General features: G+C 66.2%; 12 protein-coding genes and 1 pseudogene. 5 read left to right on the top strand and 8 right to left on the bottom strand.

Annotated elements, in window-relative coordinates; translation table 11 throughout:
• Positions 1-79 precede the first annotated feature (79 nt).
• Both RAD10_RS13100 and RAD10_RS13105 read left to right on the top strand, forming a co-directional pair.
• Positions 80-1,381, top strand: a complete 1,302-nt coding sequence (locus tag RAD10_RS13100) for an MFS transporter (protein WP_461617900.1) — start codon at positions 80-82, stop codon at positions 1,379-1,381.
• Positions 1,382-1,538: 157 nt separating this feature from the next.
• Positions 1,539-4,121 carry an EAL domain-containing protein gene (locus tag RAD10_RS13105; protein WP_461617805.1) on the top strand — a complete coding sequence of 861 codons (2,583 nt, stop codon included), beginning with the start codon at positions 1,539-1,541 and terminating at the stop codon, positions 4,119-4,121.
• 78 nt (positions 4,122-4,199) lie between these two features.
• Here the strand turns inward: RAD10_RS13105 and RAD10_RS13110 are convergent, their stop codons facing one another.
• The 6 genes and pseudogenes from RAD10_RS13110 to RAD10_RS13135 form a co-directional block, all read right to left on the bottom strand.
• The gene (locus tag RAD10_RS13110) at positions 4,200-5,153 is read right to left on the bottom strand and encodes an MBL fold metallo-hydrolase (RefSeq protein ID WP_461617806.1); all 954 of its coding nucleotides are present in this window, start codon (positions 5,151-5,153) and stop codon (positions 4,200-4,202) included.
• 99 nt (positions 5,154-5,252) lie between these two features.
• Positions 5,253-6,206, bottom strand: a complete 954-nt coding sequence (locus tag RAD10_RS13115) for an MBL fold metallo-hydrolase (RefSeq protein WP_461617807.1) — start codon at positions 6,204-6,206, stop codon at positions 5,253-5,255.
• A gap of 88 nt (positions 6,207-6,294) precedes the next feature.
• Positions 6,295-7,500, bottom strand: a complete 1,206-nt coding sequence (locus tag RAD10_RS13120; protein ID WP_461617808.1) for an NAD(P)/FAD-dependent oxidoreductase — start codon at positions 7,498-7,500, stop codon at positions 6,295-6,297.
• A gap of 123 nt (positions 7,501-7,623) precedes the next feature.
• Positions 7,624-7,944: a hypothetical protein gene (locus tag RAD10_RS13125; protein ID WP_461617809.1), complete on the bottom strand. Its 321-nt coding sequence runs from the start codon at positions 7,942-7,944 to the stop codon at positions 7,624-7,626.
• Between the two features lie 98 nt (positions 7,945-8,042).
• Positions 8,043-8,373, bottom strand: a pseudogene (locus RAD10_RS13130) (helix-turn-helix transcriptional regulator); the annotation flags it as partial.
• A 28-nt stretch (positions 8,374-8,401) separates the two neighbouring features.
• Positions 8,402-9,361: a helix-turn-helix transcriptional regulator gene (locus RAD10_RS13135; protein WP_461617810.1), complete on the bottom strand. Its 960-nt coding sequence runs from the start codon at positions 9,359-9,361 to the stop codon at positions 8,402-8,404.
• 404 nt (positions 9,362-9,765) lie between these two features.
• Here RAD10_RS13135 and RAD10_RS13140 point away from each other — a divergent pair, with 404 nt between their 5' ends.
• Positions 9,766-10,698, top strand: coding sequence for a helix-turn-helix domain-containing protein (locus tag RAD10_RS13140; RefSeq protein WP_461617901.1), 933 nt, complete (start codon positions 9,766-9,768; stop codon positions 10,696-10,698).
• A 22-nt stretch (positions 10,699-10,720) separates the two neighbouring features.
• Here RAD10_RS13140 and RAD10_RS13145 read toward each other — a convergent pair whose 3' ends face one another.
• Positions 10,721-11,647 (bottom strand): catalase, encoded by a 927-nt coding sequence (locus tag RAD10_RS13145; RefSeq protein ID WP_461617902.1) that lies wholly within the window; start codon positions 11,645-11,647, stop codon positions 10,721-10,723.
• A gap of 132 nt (positions 11,648-11,779) precedes the next feature.
• Positions 11,780-12,406: a TetR/AcrR family transcriptional regulator gene (locus RAD10_RS13150; RefSeq protein WP_461617811.1), complete on the bottom strand. Its 627-nt coding sequence runs from the start codon at positions 12,404-12,406 to the stop codon at positions 11,780-11,782.
• Between the two features lie 128 nt (positions 12,407-12,534).
• On the opposite strand from RAD10_RS13150, the gene RAD10_RS13155 reads away from it, so the two are divergent.
• Both RAD10_RS13155 and RAD10_RS13160 read left to right on the top strand, forming a co-directional pair.
• Positions 12,535-13,764 (top strand): cytochrome P450, encoded by a 1,230-nt coding sequence (locus tag RAD10_RS13155; protein ID WP_461617812.1) that lies wholly within the window; start codon positions 12,535-12,537, stop codon positions 13,762-13,764.
• 142 nt (positions 13,765-13,906) lie between these two features.
• Positions 13,907-17,521 carry an AsmA family protein gene (locus RAD10_RS13160; RefSeq protein WP_461617813.1) on the top strand — a complete coding sequence of 1,205 codons (3,615 nt, stop codon included), beginning with the start codon at positions 13,907-13,909 and terminating at the stop codon, positions 17,519-17,521.
• Positions 17,522-17,790 lie beyond the last annotated feature (269 nt).

Raw genomic sequence — 17,790 nt, forward strand, 5'->3', positions numbered from 1 at the left:
AAGGGGCATGCGTGAAAAGCGCTTGACCCGGACATCTCCAGATGGTCCGAAAGACCGTCCAGGGATGAAACATACAAACATGCGGCTTCCGTTCTTCTACGGCTGGGTCGTGGTCGCCGTGACCTTCGTCACCATGGCCATTGGCGTCAACGCGCGCACCGCCTTTTCACTGTTCTTTCCTCCCATCGTCTCCGAATTCGGCTGGGAGCGCGGCGTCACCGCGGGCGCCTTCTCCTTCGGCTTCGTGGTGTCGGGCGTGGTCAGCCCGCTGATCGGCCGCCTGATGGACCGCGCCGGGCCGCGCGCGGTGATGGAGCTCGGCGTCGTGCTGATGGGCGGCGGATTGCTGCTTGCGCCGCTTACCAGCGCGCCCTGGCATCTCTATGTCACCATCGGCGTCATGGTCGGCGCCGGCTCGGTGTGTCTTGGCTATTCCGGCCAGTCGCTGTTCCTGCCGAACTGGTTCATCCGCAAGCGCGGCTTCGCCATCGGCATCGCTTTCGCCGGCGTCGGCATCGGCTCGGTGACGTTGCTGCCCTGGGTGCAGCACATGATCGAGCAGACCGGCTGGCGCACTGCCTGCACCGCGATGGGCCTGCTCATCCTGGTCGTGCTGGCGCCGGTCAATCTGCTGCTGCACAAGCGCCCGCAGGACATCGGCCTCGAGCCGGACGGCGATGCCGTCTCGGCCGCGGGCGCGGCCGAACCGATCTCCAACGTCGTCGATCCCGTCTGGGTCGGGACCGACTGGACGCTGAAGCGTGCCGTCGCGACCGCGCGGTTCTGGTGGATCGCACTCGGCTATTTCTGCGGCCTGTACATCTGGTACGCGGTGCAGGTGCACCAGACCAAATTCCTGCTCGACATCGGCTTCAGTCCCGGTGTCGCGGTGTGGGCGCTCGGCATCGTCAGCCTACTCGGCATTCCCGGCCAGATCCTGCTCGGCCATGTCTCCGACCGGATCGGGCGGGAATGGGTGTGGGCCATCAGTTGTGCCGGCTTTGTGATCTGCTTTGCGGCGCTGATGGCGCTGAAGTTCCAGCCGTCGCTATGGCTGGTCTACGTGATGGTGTTCACGCAAGGCGCGCTCGGTTACGGCCTCACCTCGATCATGGGCGCGGTGGTGTTCGAGATTTTCCAGGGCAAGCACCAGGGCAGCATCTTCGGCACGATCATGCTGGCGGCGTTGGCCGGCGGTGCGGCCGGACCGTGGGTGACCGGCTTCCTCTACGATCGCACCGGCGACTACACGCTCGCCTTCGCCATCGCGATGATCGTGAGCGCCTTGTCGGCGCTCTCGATCTGGCAGGCCGCGCCGGGGAAGGTGCGGGCCGTCGCCGGCCGGTTGCACAAGCTTCAGACGGGAACCGGCGTGGATTAGGTTCCGCACGCATCAACATACCGTCGCCGTTTTCGCGGATCGTTAAGCATGCCGCTTCTTGGCGCGGGGCGATGGCGCGACAAAAACGTCTTGGACACCATCGGAGCGTTAGCGTCGGACCGCTTGCCGTATTTTCCCGATATCGCCGGGTCAAACGATGTCCGCCTTCGATTGTCTCACTGAAATTCCGGACGTAGCGCGAGCCGCGCTCGAACGCGCCGACGATGGCGTCGTCATCGTCGATGACGCCCATCGCATCACCCATTTCAACGCCGCGGCGGAGCGCATCTGGAAGTTGGCACGCACCGACGTGCTCGGTCGCGATGCCGAAATTCTCGCCCTCAAGGGCCTTCAGGCCGATCCGGTGGCCGATCTCCGGGACGAGATCAGTCTCGTGCGCCGTGACGGCAGCCGCATCAGGGCGGCTATCGCGCTGTCTTCCGTGAAAATCGGCGGCGCCAACCATTACATCGTGTTTGCGCGCGACGTCACCATCGAAGCCGAGCGCCGCGTCAGGATCGGGCTTCTCCACGCCGTCTCCGACCAGACCAACCGGGCGGTGATCATCAGCGACACCGAGCAGAACATCGTCTACGTCAATTCCGCCTTCACGACGCTGTTCGGCTACACCAACGCGGAGGCCGAGGGTCGCCGCGCAGGCGAGCTGATTGCCGGCCGGCACACCGATCGCAAGGCGATCGCGAAGCTCATCAAGCGCCTGATGCATGGCGGTCGCCGCGGCGAGGCCGAGGTGCTGGCCTACGACAAGGACGGCGAGGAGATCTGGGTCTGCGCCCGGATCGATGTCTTCCGCGACACGAAGGGCCGGGTCAAGCACATCTTCGCGCTGCTCGAGGATATCACCGAGACCAAGCAGCTGCGCTCGCTGCAGCAGCTCATCATGGGCGCGCTCGCCGACGAGGTGCCGATCGTCGAGATCGCCGACAGGCTGTGCCGTCGCGTCGAGGAGATCGCGCCCCACGTGGTCTGCTCGCTGCTTCACGTCGATGCCGCGGGCCTGATCCATCCGCTCGGCGGCCCGAGCCTGCCCGATGATTATTCCCGCGCGCTGGACGGCGTGGCCATCGGCCCCGACGTCGGCTCCTGCGGCACCGCCGCCTTCTACGGCGAACCGGTGCTGGCGACCGATCTGGAGACCGATCCGCGCTGGCAGCCCTACAAGGCCATGCCGCTCGCGATCGGGCTGCGCGCCTGCTGGTCGACCCCGGTCAAGGCCAAGGACGGCCGGGTCATCGCGACCTTCGCCTTCTACTATCGAGAACCGCGCGCGCCGAGCAATTGGCACCGGCGCATCGTCGAGGCCTGCGTCAATCTCGGCGCCTTCGCGATCGAGCGCAAGGAAGCACGCGCCGAGATCGCGCGGCTGGCCTATCACGACATCCTCACCGGCCTGCCGAACCGCGCGCAGCTGCGGAACCTGATCACCACCGCGATCGATGCCTGCCCGACCGGCAGCCACGTCGCACTCGCTTTTCTCGACGTCGATCATTTCAAGGACGTCAATGACACGCTCGGTCACGCCGCCGGCGATGAGCTCCTGATCCAGCTCGCCCAGCGCCTGCGCGAGCAGATCGGCCCCGACGACATGCTGGGACGGCTCGGTGGCGACGAGTTCGTCATCCTGCTGCCGCAACGCAACGCCGAGAGCGCCGCGCGCGTCGCGGCCGGCATCACGGAGGCGCTGGCTGCACCCTTGAAGCTTGGATCGAAGCTGATGCCGATGTCGGCCAGCATCGGCATCAGCCTCTATCCCGACCATGCTACCGACATCGACACCCTGATGCAGCAGGCCGATGCCGCCATGTACATGGCCAAGCAGGCGGGCCGCTCGACCTATCGTATCTTCAGCGCCGAGATGAACGGGCTCACCGAGCAGCGGCTGGCGCTGATTGCGGCGCTCCGCCGTGCCATCGCCGAAGGCGCGCTGACTCTCAGCTACCAGCCGCAGATCCGCAGCTGCGACGGCGCCATCCACGGCGTCGAGGCGCTGTCGCGCTGGCGTGATGCCGTGCTCGGCGACGTCTCGCCAGCAAAGTTCATCCCGCTCGCCGAGGAGTGCGGCCTGATCGAGCAGATCGGCCTGTGGTCGGTACGCGAGGCCTGCCGGCAGATGGCGAGCTGGCGCCGCGCCGGGCTCAACATCCCCAGCGTGTCGGTCAACCTGTCGCCGATCAATTTCCGCAACGTCACGCTGGCGGCGCGGCTCAAGGACATCCTCGCGGAATACGATCTGCCGGCGAACGCCTTGATGCTGGAGATCACCGAAGGTGTGTTCATGCAGGACGGCGTCGCCGCGCTCGAGACCATGAACGCGATCCGCGAGCTCGGCGTCGGGCTCTCCGTGGACGATTTCGGCACCGGCTATTCCAGCCTCAGCCGTCTCGCGCGTCTGCCGATCCGCGAATTGAAGATCGACCGCAGTTTTATGCGCGACATCGAGCGTGACGCGGGCGCGCTCGCAATCGCCAGCGCCGTGGTGCGCGTCGGTCAGGGCCTCGGCATGACCGTCGTCGCCGAGGGTGTCGAGACCGAAGGCCAGCGCAAGACCCTGGCCGAGCTCGGCTGCGACGTCGTGCAAGGCTTCCTCTATGCCCCCGCACTTCCCCCCGTCGCGTTCGAACGCTGGCTGATCGAGCACTGCGCCGAGCAGGCGAAGGCGATGCGGGCGCGGCTGGATGTTGGGCCGGCAGGCAGCGACGCCGTGAGGCGGTCGGCTTAGGGACAGGTTCGAAAGCAGGGTGCAAACTCACTCACGTCGTGAGTACGCACCCCGGTTCGGCTCTAACCCGACGAGCGGTCAGTAGTCCCAGAAAGCCGGCACCCAGCGAAAGTGGTCGCCGTCGACCGCCACCCGGCCGATCGACGGGAACGGCATGTGAGTGGCGACGAGGAGCTCTCCGTTCGCTGCCAACTCCCGCAGAAGACGGACCCGGACGCGGGCCGCCTCTTCGGGATCGTGCTCGAAGCCATTGTGCCAGTCGGGGTGGTCGAACCCGACAGTGAACACGGCGTCGCCGGCGAATGTCAGCCGATCGCCGCCGGATGCCAGGCGGACCACGCTGTGCCCGGGGGTGTGGCCGCCGGTGCGCGTGACCACCACTCCCGGCGCGACCTCATGCTCGTCCTCGAAGGTACGCAGCTGGTTGTGGTATTCTTTCGCGAAGCGCTTGGCGGTCGCGCGAAGCGCGTCCGGGAATCCCGGCGGCATCGAGACGTGGGAGAAATCGGGCGCCTCCCAGAACGCGACCTCGGCAGCTGCCACATGGATGCGCAGGTCCGGGCGCAGCCGCTCCTTCACCTCGTCGACGAGCAGCCCGCCAATGTGGTCCATGTGCATGTGCGTCAGCACCACGTCGGTCACGGACTCAAGATCGATACCGGCGGCTTCCAGTCGCTTGCTCAACTGGCCGGCTCGCGGCAGGTGCAAGTCCGGGTCGGATCCCAGTCCGGCGTCGACGAGGATGGTCCGGTCGCCGCTACGCACCACCACCACGTTCAGCGCCCAATCGAACGCATCCGGCGGCAGAAACATGTCCTTCAGCCACGCCGCGCGGACGGCCGGGTCGGCGTTGTGGGCCAGCATCGCGCCTGGCAGCGTCAGTACGCCGTCGCTGATTACCATCACGTCGATCTCGCCGATCTTCAGCGCGTAGCGCGAAGGAACCAGCTCTTGGGGCCCCGGCGCGCCGGGGCGTGTGGTGTTGTGCAGGTTCATGTTCGTCTCCTCAGTGTTACGGATCGTCTGGTTCATCTTGAAAGCTCCTTCGTTCTGTCTTGACGCAGTTCTGTAAGAGACCGCGTGTCTTCGGTGGGCAGTGCGGCCAATGCTGATGAGGTGTCCAACACGCGGTCAGTAGTCCCACCAGGTCGGTACCCAACGAAACAGGTCGCCTGCGGCCGCGACCCGTCCGATGGACGGGAACGGCATGTGCGTGGCGACCAGCCACGCGCCCGTCTCTGCCAGCTCGCGCATGAGCCGGATCCTGACGCGGGTAGCTTCCTCGGGATCGTGCTCGAAGCCGTTGTGCCATTCGGGGTGGTCGAACGAGACCGGGAATATGGCATCGCCGGCGAACATCAGCCGGTCGCCGCCTGACGCCAGGCGGACCACGCTGTGCCCGGGCGTGTGACCGCCGGTGCGACTGACGACCACGCCCGGCGCCACCTCGTGCTGCTCCTCGAAAATGCGCAGCTGGTTGCGGTATTCGTCCAGGAATTGCCTGGATGCTCGCCGAGCCAGGTCGGCGAGCGCCGGCGGCATGGCGGTGCGGGAGAAATCGGGCGCTCCCCAGAACTTGACCTCGGCCGCAGCCACGTGAATCCGCAGGTCCGGACGCAGCCGCTCCTTCACCCCGTCGACGAGCAGTCCGCCAACATGGTCGAAGTGCATGTGGGTCAGCACCACGTCGGTCACCGATCCAAGATCGATGCCGGCAGCATCGAGTCGCGAGCCCAGCTGCCCGGCGCGCGGAAAGTCCGGGTACTCCACACCGAGCCCGCTGTCGATGAGGATGGTCTGGTCGCCGCTGCGCACCACGACCTCGTTCAGCGCCCAATCGAACGCGTCCCGCGACAGGAACCTGTCGTCCAGCCAGGCCCCTCGGGCAGCGGGGTCGGCGTTGGTGGCCATCGACTCCGCGGGCGGTGTCAGCACGCCATCGCTGACGACAAGCACGTCGATCTCGCCGACGCGGAGCGCATAACGCGACGGAACCAGTTCGTCGGACCGCGCTCTGTCGAAGTGTGTGGCGTCGTGCACGTTCATGCTCGTCTCCTTCTGAGCGTGAGAGATCATCTGATTCATCTTGAAGACTCCTCTGTTCGCATGGGGATTGTTGAAGGGTTGCAGCGGGCCGCGCCCGCAGGGAGCGCGGCCCTCATCAGGTGGGCGTCTAGAGATCAGTCACGCGTTCCGGATCGGCTGACGCGAGCGCGGCGGCGCGCTCGGCGCGCGGCGGGTAGATCCAGACGGTGTTGATCTCTCGCTTCGTCTTCTTGGCGACGTCGCCGACCATCTCGACATTGCGCTCCCAGCCGCGCGTGAACAGCGCGCCGGCTTCGCCGAGGTCGAGACAGGTGACGTAGGTTTTCTGGTGGTAAGGTCTTGTCGCGAGACCGAGCAGTTCGGCCGCGGCATTATTGCCGGCGAAGGCGCCCATCCGCGTGGCGTGCTGGCACGACATCAGCGCGTAATTGCCCTCGTCGTCGCAGGCCGCACGCGCCGCATCGCCGGCCGCGAAGACGCCCTGAACGCCTGTCACCCGCAGGCAGCGGTCGACAAGCAACCGGCCGAAACTGTCGCGCTCGGCGGGAATCTGCGTCGTCAACGGCGCGGCGCGAATGCCCGCCGCCCAGATCACGGTCTCGGTTTCGATGTGCTCGCCACTCGATAGCGTGACGCCGGATTGATCGAGCGAGGCGACGCCAGCGCCGATCCGTGTCTCCACGCCGACCTTGCGTAGGGCTTCCTCGATGACCGGGCGGGGGCCTGCGCCCATGTCGGGCGCGATCGCATTGTTGCGCTCGACGATGATGACGCGAGTCTTTGCGCTCGTGCCGAGGATTTCGCGAAGCCGCGCCGGCATTTCGGTGGCCGCCTCGATGCCGGTGAAGCCGCCGCCGGCGACGACGACCGTGTCGCGCCCGTTCGTGGCGGGCCGCTTGCCGAGGCCTTGCAGATGCTTGTCCAGCGTGATCGCATCCGCGAGCGAATCGACGCTGAAGCCGTGCTCGGCAAGGCCCGGAATGTTGGGGCGAAACAGTCGGCTGCCGGTGGTCACGACGAGGCGGTCGTAGGAGAGGGTCTTCTTCGTGCCCTTCGCCGTGGCGATCTTCACCATGCTGGAACTGGTGTCGACCGTCTCTGCAATGCCCTGCACATAGGTAACATCGATGGCCTCGAGCACGTCGAGCAAGGGCGCCGTCAGGGTCTCGGGCTTTCGTTCATAGAGCCGCGGGCGAACCACGAGCGTCGGCTCGGGGGCAACCAGTGCGATCTCGAGCTGGTCTGGCAAGATGCCCTGGATCTCGCGCAGGCGGGCTGCGGAAAGGGCGGCGTACATGCCGGCGAAGCCGGCGCCGATGATGACTAGTCGCATGAGTTTACTCCTTGATCTCTGCGTTTCGATCTCTGCGTTTCGAAAGTCCGTGCGCGCGCCGTCGCTGCTCCGCTTGAGGCAGCGTCCGGTGACGGCACGAAGGGTTGAAGTGAATCGCCGGCGTTAAGGCGCGGCGCAGCGCGACAGCGGCGAACTCGATGGCCAGCCTTGGTGCGACGAGCCTTGGCGTAACCAACCTTGACGAAAGACGACCGGCTGGGTCGTCCTCGGCCCCCAGTCCTGGTAGGGAAGACCGGAGCCATCCCGGGTCATGATGGACACCAGCGGGTAGGTCGGATGCATGGCTTGCGTCGGAATCTCGACCTGCTCGCCCGTCGCCGACGTGAAGCGAACGGCCAGCGAGAGTCCGTACAAGGTTGCGGTTGCAAGGCCTCGGCGGCGCGAAGCGATCACCCGCCGGCTGATGAAGTTTTTCCAGGTCATCTTCGGTCTCCGTCGATTGGTCTGGGCATGGTGATGGTCTAGCGGATCGAATCTGCCGCTGCGCCAGAGCGATTGCCGTGGTTGCATCGCGATTGCTGCTAACGCTTGTGCCTGCGCCAGTCGCTCGGGCTCTCGCCGGTCAGCTTTTTGAAGGCGACTGCGAACGCCGTTTGCGAGGAATAGCCAAGCGCAGCTGCGATCGAGACCATCGAATCGTCGGAGTCGCGCAGCATCTTCATGGCGTGCTTGAGCCGGTGCCGGCGCAGCCAGGCACGCGACGAAAGTCCGGTGCTTTTCTTGAACGCGCGGCAGAAATGGAAGCGCGACAGGCCGGCATCCGACGCCAGCGTGGCGAGTGAGAGGTCCGTCTCGACTTCGGACCGCAGGCGTTAGGATCGCGCGGTTCAGTGTCGTCGCTGACAACCTGCCGAGGGACGGACCGGATCGGCGGGGCTCGTTAGCGCGCGTGCCGCCTGCGCCAGTCGCTCGGCGTCTCGCCGGTCAGCTTCCTGAAGGCTGCTGCGAACGCCGTCTGCGACGAATAACCCAGCGCCGCGGCGATCGAGACGACCGCTTCGTCGCTGTCGCGCAGCATGCTCATGGCCTGCTCGAGCCGGTGTTGGCGCAGCCACGAGTGCGGGGAAAGCCCGGTGCTTTCCTTGAAGGCGCGGCAGAAGTGAAAGCGTGATAGTCCGGCATCGGAAGCCAGCGCATCGAGCGAGACGTCCGCATCGCTGTCCGAGCGCAACCGTTCGATCGCACGGAGCAGGATCTTCGGCGACAGCCCGCCCATGGTCGGCTGGAGCGTGGTTGGCGAACCTGTGTGCGCAACCAGCAGGCGCGTGGCCAGAAGGTCTGTCAGTTGATGCCGGAACAGCGCATCCAGGGCTTCGTTGCCTCCCAGCGTATCTGCCGCGCTTAGGAGCAGCCGAGACGTAATGGGGTCAGGATGCGCCGTCCGCTCCAGCAGGTCGTCCGTTCCCGTGATCTCGGCTTCGCGAGCAACGCGCTTCAACGTTGCATCAGGAAGATACAGTTGAACCACATCGACGGGCTTCGGGATGTCCCATCGGGAGCTTGATCCTTCCGGAATGATGATCACGACCCCGCGACGAAACGTACCGATCGCAACCGATTTTCCCGTCCGCCGCTCCATGCGTTGCATCACGCCGTTGTAGGCCATGATCACGTGATGGCTCATGGACTCGACGACGTCGTGCAACGGATCATGTTGCCAATGGGCGATCCCGGCACCGGAGGACTCCAATGCCATGCGAAGTGGTTCGGTCCCGAGCACGCGCGCCATCTCCGCCTCGGCGCGTCGCTCGGAATTCGAGCGATCGTCCGGCTGTGAGCCCGGCGCGGGTGGCAAGCCCTTGTGCGAGGGATTGCGCATGAGTGCAGTGCTCCCGGTCATTGGGTGGCTCCTCCTGATCAGCTCAAGCTTTCGATCAGTTGTCCGTATTTGTACGGGTGGGGGCGTGTTCTATGCGCTGCGAAGGTTCCGCGTATTTCCTGAAGCGGTGATGCTTTGTCCGATCCTGCTCCAAGCCGGCGCGCGCTTTCACAAACGCACGATGGGCCGGCGATGCGCTTACCGAGGCACTGAACCGGGATTGCGCGAGAGGAATCAAAACCCGTTGAAATTGCTCGTGAAAGGCGGTCTGAGGCAATAAATGCGGCGGGCCGACATACGGCTGTCGCTCCGACGCGCTGGTCTGGACCGTCGCTTGGCGATGTCGGATAATCGGGCGTGATTTGGCGATGGCGCCGCGCTCCCAAGTCTCCTCTCACACGAGATCCACGCCCGAGATTCCCGCCATGACACAGGCAGCTGCCTTCGCGCAGAAGGTCGAACGGTTTCTGCATCTGAAAGATGCGCCGCCAACGTTGGCCACGCGTTCGCTGCGCAGCGCCGAGCTCGCCGTCACCGAAACCCGGGATGACCATCCCATGCCGCGTCTTTCCGATTCGATGCCCTCGGAGGACGCCTATCTCGTTGGCCTGAAATTTCGCGATTTCGCCGAGTGCGAGTGCTGGGAGCGCGGCCGCTGCGTAATCAAGAGCGATATCCAAGCCGGCGCGACATACCTGTACGACCTGAAACGCGATCCGCGCTACGTGATCGACAAGCCTTTCCATTCCCTGTTGTTCTATCTGCCCCGTTCAGTGCTGGACGACATGGCGAGGCAAGGCGGCGCGCCGCGGATCGGCGAACTTGCCTATCAGCCCGGCGTCGGCCATGACGATATGACAATCCGCCATCTCGGCGCGTCGTTCCTGGCGGCGTTGCGCCAGCCTGATGAGGCCAACCAGCTCTTCATCGACCACATGATGCTTGCGCTCGCCGCACATGTTGCGACGACCTACGGCGGATTGCGGTCCGCCGCCGAGCCAGCGCGCGGCGGCCTTGCCCCTTGGCAGGTCAAGCGGGCTTGCGAAAGGCTGGAATCCGATCTCCGCGGAAAGCTTTCACTGGACAAGATCGCAGCTGAATTCGATCTCTCCGTCAGTCATTTTTCCCGTGCATTTCGCGTCTCCACCGGCCTGCCGCCGCACCAATGGCTGTTGCGCCAGCGCGTGGACACGGCCAAGCAATTGATGACGGTGCGCGACCTGTCGCTGGCGGAGATTGCGATATCGGCCGGGTTTGCCAATCAAAGCCACTTCACCCGGGTATTTTGCTCCGTGGTCGGCATCAGCCCCGGAATGTGGCGCCGCGAGGCGCAGGGCGTGCCGGAAAGCGAAACGTGATCGGGCTCAAGACGCCTTCCGCTCAGCGGCGCCTTGCCTGAGAGATGGCATAGGCGGCGCGACGCGCTGCAAACATCTCGTCCGGCGGGTGGCCGATGCCTTCGGCCAGATTGGCCGGATTGAACGCCGACCCGTCGCACGCCTCGTTTGATTCTGTGCCCGTGATCACGATCGTTCCGAGGCGTACCGCTTCGCGCGCATCCTCATCGGGCCAACGCTCGGTCACATCCATGACGGGGTCGCCGGGCTGGTCCAGCAGCGCAATCACGCTGAACCTGACATCGCGTGCCCTGATCCGGGCTTCGAGCTCGCCGCGCAGAAAGCCGGTGGACTCGGCTGTTGCCGCATCCTCGGGCGGCCTGCCTTCCTCGCCGACCGGCGCGACCTTGAATTTGATGAACCGTGTCTCGCCCTTTGCGTTCGTCGCGGGAAAGGCGTGCACGCCCCAATAGGTCGTGCACGTAAGGCTTGCGGGCGGCGGATGCACGGCAAGGTAGCTTGCCTGATGCAGCGTTTCGGGATTGGCGGCGGAGAATGCCCCGACCTGCGCCATGTCCTGCTTGCCGTCCGGTCCCGGCATGCGCGCCTGGAGGAATGCCAGCATCTGGTCGAGTGTTCTGGCGAAATGAACCGGCGCGCTCTGGGTGAATATCGCGGAGCGCTGCCCCTCGCTGCCGAGCCGGAAGCTGAAGCCCCGCAGCGAGCACCTGTCAGTGACCACCGCATCCGGGGTGCAGCCGTCCGCCGAAAATCGCGCCAGCACCCGGGACGGCTTGGTGAAGCTGCGGGATTTGGTGATCTCCTTGGCCTGATGCGATGGGGTGTAGGTGCCGCGAACGCATTGGCCCCAGGAAAAGCTCGCCCGTGCCTTTGGCGGAAGCCCGGCAACCGCCTTCAGGGCATCGACAACAGACGTCGGCGTGGCAGCGCCGCTAGGGAACTGAGGCAGGACGAAACCCTGGGTTCGAACGATGAGGCTCGTTTGTGGCGCAGGGCCGATCGAGCTTCTTTCCCAAAGCGGACGTGCCTTGTCCGATCCTGCGGCAAATCTCGCAACTCGTTTGCTCCGGCCCGCCGCGCTCTATGAAGACGCCCCCTCATCCGACGCCAGCCCCGTCCTCCGCCGCAAATCCGTGATCGCGCGCAAGAAGCTATCCGCCGGCGTCGTCTCGGGATCGATCAGCCGGTGCAGGCGAAAGCCGTCTTCGAGCGCGAGCACGACGGAGGCAATCCAGGGCGGGTTCAGATTGCCGCCGCTCGCCTTGCTCTTCAACGTGGCCTCGACGATGTCGGCAACAAGCTTGCGCCGCGCGCGCAGGCGTTTGGCGAGCTCGGGGCGGCGCTTCTCGGCGCGCGCGACGAACAAGATCATCTCCATGTGCAGGAGCGGCGAGCGGGCGAGGGGATCCTGCCGCGTGCGGTCCATCGCTTTCAACGCCGCGATGAAGTCGTCGAGATTGTCGTGCTGGGCGAGGATGTCGAGGTTGCGCCGGATCGACTGCTCGACATGGTCCTCGAGCATGGCGATGATCAGCTCGTCCTTGCTCTTGAAGTTGGAATAGAATGCGCCGCGGGTGAAGCCTGCCGCCGCCGCGATCGCCTCGATGCTGGCGCCGCCGATGCCGTCCTGCTCGAACACGCGCGCGGCCGCCTCGAACAATTTGTCGCGCGTATCGTCCCTGGTCGGCCTGGTTCTCACCCTTGACATCGGACGAGGTTAGGGCAGAATGCAACTCGATACAACAATGTATCGAGTTGATATTTCAGGGATGGTTACGCCGGGCAGTGGGGCTGCGATCGGCGTATTCGTGTCATCGGCAACCGATTGAGGTCACCATGAACGAGCACGTGCAAGGCGCCGGCGGACCGCTGTTCAACCCGCTGTCGCCGGACTTCATCCGCGATCCCTATCCGCACTATGAACGGCTGCGCACGAACGATCCGATCCACGTGACGCCGTTCGGCCAGTTCGTCACCAGTCGCCACGCCGACGTCAGCCTCGTGATGCGCGACAAGCGCTTCGGCAAGGATTTCGTCGAGCGCTCCAAGCGCCGATATAGCGCCGCCATCATGGACGAGCCGGTGTTCCGCAGCATGAGCCATTGGATGCTGCAGGCCGATCCGCCCGACCACACCCGCCTGCGCGGCCTCGTCGTGAAGGCCTTCACCGCCCGCCGCGTCGAGGACATGCGGCCGCGCATCCAGGAGATCGTCGACCAGGCCATCGATGCGGTGATCGACCGCGGCCACATGGACCTGATCGAGGATTTCGCCTTCCGCCTGCCCGTGACCATCATCTGCGAGATGCTCGGCATCCCCGAGGACCATCGCGAGGTCTTCTACAAGAGCTCGCGTGACGGCGGGCGGCTGCTCGACCCCGTGCCCCTCACTGCCGAGGAAGTCAGGAAGGGCAACGAGGGCAACCTGATGGCGCAGATGTATTTCCAGCAGCTGTTCGAGCTGCGCCGCAAAAATCCCGGGGACGATCTCACCACTCAGCTGGTGCAGGCCGAGGAGGACGGCAACAAGCTCACCAACGAGGAGCTGACCGCCAACATCATCCTCTTGTTCGGCGCCGGCCACGAGACCACGGTGAACCTGATCGGCAACGGCCTGCTCGCGCTCCACCGCAATCCGGACCAGCTTGCGCTGCTCAAGGCGCGTCCGGAGCTGATGGCAGGCGCGATCGAGGAATTTTTGCGCTACGATTCCTCGGTGCAGATGACCGGACGCGTCGCGCTGGAGGAGATCGAGGATCTCGGCGGCAAGAGGATCCCCAAGGGCGAGACCGTGCTGTGCCTGCTCGGCTCGGCCAACCGCGATCCCGCGGTCTATCCTGATCGGCCGGACCGGCTCGATGTCACCCGCCAGAACGTGAAACCGCTGTCGTTCGGCGGCGGCATCCATTTCTGCCTGGGTGCCCAATTGGCGCGCATCGAGGCCGAGATTGCCATTGCCACGCTGCTGCGGCGGCTGCCCCATTTGCGCATCGACGACGTCGAAAACCCGGAATGGCGGCCGACCTTCGTGCTGCGCGGCCTGAAGCGGCTGCCGGCGAGCTGGTGAGGCGCGCCGGCGTTAACCTCCGCGCGCAACAGTCGCTGTGACTTCGCCACACTTCCCCCTATATAAGGGGCTGTTCCGGCACGCCTGAAGTCCACTTAGGCCAGGGTTTGGTCCGGATTCCGGTTTGGCCGAGGGGAGACCCGTGCAGACGACGCTGCTCGGATTGGCGATTGCCTTCATTATTGCGCTGCTGGCCGCGCTGATCGGGCCTTACTACGTCGACTGGAACCAGTTCAGGCCCCAGTTCGAGGCGGAGGCTGGCAAGATCATCGGCGTACCGGTGCGGGTCGCGGGCGAGCTCGACGCGCGGCTGTTGCCGGCGCCGACGCTGCGGCTGCGCCAGGTCACCTTCGGCGGCAACAACGATCTCGGCCGCCTGCGCGCCGACAAGCTCGACGTCGAGTTCAGCCTGGGCTCCTTGATGCGCGGCGAATGGCGCGCCACCGAGCTTTCGGTGGGCGGCATGGCGGTCGACCTCGGCCTCGATGCCCGGGGGCGGGTCGATTTGCCCTCCACCGCGAGCGGCACCTTCAATCTGGCGTCTCTCGCCATCGAGCGGCTGAATCTCACCGGCCGCATTGCGCTCCACGATGCCGCCAGCCGCTCGACGCTGGAGCTGAACGACATCGCCTTCTCCGGCGACGTCCGCTCACTCGCGGGCTCGGTGCGCGGCGACGGAAGATTCACGGCCGCCGGGGTGCGCTATCCGTTCCGCGTCTCCTCCGGCCCGAGCGCCGACGGCAACGCCACCCGTCTCCACCTCAACATCGATCCCGGCGAGCGCGCCATCCTCGCCGATCTCGAGGGCGTGCTCGCCTTCGACAACCGCCTGCCGAAATTCGACGGTGCGCTGACGCTGGCCGTGCCGGCGGTCAAGAAGGCGGGCGAGGCGGGTCCGACGCCGTGGAAGCTCACGACCAAGCTTAGGGCGGATCCAGCCGGTGCGAAGTTCGAGCAGATCGACGCGAGCTTTGGCGCTGAAGACAATGCGCTGAAGCTCGGCGGCGTCGGCGACCTCAGGCTCGGTGCCTCGCCGCTGCTGCGCGCGGTGCTGTCGGCGCGCCAGGTCGATGCCGACAAGCTCGCGGGCAAGGACGATGCCGAGCCGCTCCGCATCCTGCCGGCGCTGCGCGCGGGGTTAGCTGCAATTCCGCAGGCGCCAATCCCGGCGCAGATCGAGTTCAACTCCGACCAGATCATGCTCGGCGGCCGCCCGCTGCAGAACATCGCGGCCGAGCTTCAGACCGATGGACGATCCTGGACCTTCCAGCGGCTCGAGCTGCGCGCGCCTGGCATGACGCAGCTCTCGCTCAACGGCGCAGCTCCCGGCGCCGACAGTTTCAGCGGTCGTCTCAGCGTCGAATCCTCCGATCCTGACGCGCTGGTGGCCTGGCTGCAGGGCCGCAGCGAGATCAACCGCCGCAGCACGCGGCCGCTGCGCCTTGCCGGCAACGTGACCATCGCCGCCAACCATCTCGCCATCGACAGGCTGAAGGCCGACATCGAAGGCGGCGCCGTCGAGGGCCGCATCGCCTTCGTGCAAACAGGCGCGAGCAAGGGCTCGCGGATCGACGCCGAGCTGAAGGCCGACCGGCTCGACCTCGATGCCGCCGCGAGCTTCGTGCGCGCGCTTGCGGGGCCCCAAGGCGAATGGCCGGAAGAGGCAAAGCTCTCGCTCGACATCGGCCGCGCCATCTCCGCCGGCCAGGAGCTGCGGCCATTCGGGGCAAAGCTCGGTTACGGCCCGGCATCGCTGTCGCTGGAGCAGCTGCGCTTCGGCCAGGCCAGCGGCGTGACCACGGAGGCGAGCGGCAGCTTCGACCGCACCAAAGCCACCGGCAAGCTCGCGCTGAAATCGTCGGCCAATTCGCTGCGCGAGCTCACCGCGCTGATCGAGCCGTTTGCGCCTGCGGCGCGCGCGCGTTTCGATGCCATGCCGACATTGCCAGGCGCGACCCGCCTCAAGCTCGATCTCAGCCTCGACAGGAATGCCGAGCATGCCGATCGCAGCAATGCCCGCGCCGTGCTCGATCTCGACGCGCCGCAGCTCAAGGCCACCGCGACGCTGTCCGCGCAGACGCCGGTGGCGGCGATCAACGGCATCGACATCGACAAATTGCGCGACAGCGACTTCACGCTGGACTCGAAGGTATCGACGCCGCAGGCCGGCGCGCTGCTGGCGCTGCTCGGGCTCGATCGCGTGGTGGCCGCAGGCCAGGGCGCTTCGCAATTCGAAGGCAAGCTGACCGGTGCATGGCGGCGGCCGCTGCAATTGAACGCCAAGCTCAGCGGCGGCGGGCTGGACGCCGATGCGCAGGGCAGCGTCGAATTGTCGGAGCCGAAAGCCAGCGTGAATCTGCGCGTGCGCAACGCTAATCTGGCGCCGCTGTTCGGGACCGGCCCGGCCGACAAATCGATGCAGGCCGTCAGCCTGTCCTCCCGCCTCACGATCTCCGGCAACCGCCTGACCTTCGACGATCTCGATGGCAATGCGGCCGGCTCGCATTTGCGCGGTCATCTTGCGGTGACGCTCGATCAGGAAAGGAGCGTCGACGGCGAAGTCGGCCTCGATACGCTCGATCTGGCGCCCGCGCTCGCGATGGCGATCGGCGCCGCCGGGCATGAGTCCGGCGAGCCGCTGAGTGCGGGGTTGTTGGACGGCTGGCGCGGCCGCATCGCTTTCCAGGCGCTGCGCGGGATGTTGCCCGGTGGCATCGAGCTGCGCCCGTTCGGCGGCACGCTGCGAAGCGACGGCCAGTCGCTCGCGCTCGATGCACTGAAGGGCGGCCTCAGTGGCGGCGAGATGTCGGCGAGCTTCGACGCACGCAACGGCGCGAATGGTCTTGCGCTGAACGCGCGCATCGATCTCAGAAATGTCGATGCGGCGACGCTGCGCTATCGCGATCTCGCGCTGCCGAAGGGTCGCGCCACGGTGCAGATGGCGCTGACCAGCCAGGGCCGCAGCGTCGCGGCGCTCACCGGTGCGCTCGCCGGCAACGGCACGGTGACGCTGGACTCCGCGGAAATCGGCGGCCTCAATCCGCGCGCCTTCGAGATCGCGATCCGCGCCAGCGACGGTGGCCAGGTCGCCGACGACAACCGCCTGCGCCAGCTCGTCGAGCCCGCGCTTGCCGCCGCGCCGATCGCGGTGGCCTCGGCGCAGATCCCGTTCACGATCCGCGACGGACGCTTGCGCGTCGGCGCGACGCCGCTGGAAGCGAAGAACGCCCGCGCCATCGTCTCCGGTGGCTACGACATTCCCGCCGACCAGGCCGACATCCGCGCCAGCCTGACGCCGATCATGACCGGCCTCTCCGGCGCCCCGCCGGAGATCCAGCTGTTCGCGGCGGGCCCTCCCGACAGGCTCAATCGCACGATCGATCTTGCGCCGCTGTCGTCGTGGCTGGCGGTGCGCACGATCGACCGCGAGACGCGCCGGCTCGACGCCATCGAGCGCGGCGAGCCGCCGCCGGCAACCGCGGCGCTGCCGACGCTGGTGTCTCCGGATGCAGCGCCCGAGCAGGCGCCGGTTAACGTGCCGCTGCCGGGCCAGGATCCGCGCCGCGCGCCGCCAAAGCCGAAAGCCGCGCCGCTGCCGAAGGCTCCGCAAGCCGCGCCCGCAGCGCCAAGCCCGCCGCTTGCCAGCCAACAGGTCGCGCCCTTGCCGCCGGCCATCGACGTGAGGCCCGCCCCGGGCCCGCCGCCCGCCAAGCCCAAGCCGAAGCCGCCGCTGGTGCTGACGCCGCAAAATCCGTAAGGGTGCCCTTGTTTAGTGAGATGAACCCACGGGCTCGGTGCAACCTCTCCCGCTTGCGGGGGAGGTCGGCGCGAAGCGCCGGGTGGGGGCTCTCGCCACATTGGGAGTCTCTCCGTTGAGACACCCTCTCCCCAACCCTCTCCCGCAAGCGGGAGAGGGAGCGCACCTTCCGAGCCGCCTTGTCCGCCCGTAAACCCATTCCCTCGCATTTGAATGAATTTTGCCCGGCAAAACTGATTTGCCGATTTTACCGAATTCTCGCGTTTGAT

Source organism: Bradyrhizobium sp. 23AC (assembly GCF_054863025.1).

What these genes read in the sequence shown, in the direction of transcription:
- RAD10_RS13110 (WP_461617806.1), bottom strand. Translation starts at nt 5,153, where the DNA reads ATGAACCAGACGATCCGTAACACTGAGGAGACGAACATGAACCTGCAC.
- RAD10_RS13155 (WP_461617812.1), top strand. Translation starts at nt 12,535, where the DNA reads ATGAACGAGCACGTGCAAGGCGCCGGCGGACCGCTGTTCAACCCGCTG.
- RAD10_RS13140 (WP_461617901.1), top strand. Translation starts at nt 9,766, where the DNA reads ATGACACAGGCAGCTGCCTTCGCGCAGAAGGTCGAACGGTTTCTGCAT.
- RAD10_RS13105 (WP_461617805.1), top strand. Translation starts at nt 1,539, where the DNA reads ATGTCCGCCTTCGATTGTCTCACTGAAATTCCGGACGTAGCGCGAGCC.
- RAD10_RS13100 (WP_461617900.1), top strand. Translation starts at nt 80, where the DNA reads ATGCGGCTTCCGTTCTTCTACGGCTGGGTCGTGGTCGCCGTGACCTTC.
- RAD10_RS13135 (WP_461617810.1), bottom strand. Translation starts at nt 9,361, where the DNA reads ATGACCGGGAGCACTGCACTCATGCGCAATCCCTCGCACAAGGGCTTG.
- RAD10_RS13115 (WP_461617807.1), bottom strand. Translation starts at nt 6,206, where the DNA reads ATGAATCAGATGATCTCTCACGCTCAGAAGGAGACGAGCATGAACGTG.
- RAD10_RS13125 (WP_461617809.1), bottom strand. Translation starts at nt 7,944, where the DNA reads ATGACCTGGAAAAACTTCATCAGCCGGCGGGTGATCGCTTCGCGCCGC.
- RAD10_RS13150 (WP_461617811.1), bottom strand. Translation starts at nt 12,406, where the DNA reads ATGTCAAGGGTGAGAACCAGGCCGACCAGGGACGATACGCGCGACAAA.
- RAD10_RS13120 (WP_461617808.1), bottom strand. Translation starts at nt 7,500, where the DNA reads ATGCGACTAGTCATCATCGGCGCCGGCTTCGCCGGCATGTACGCCGCC.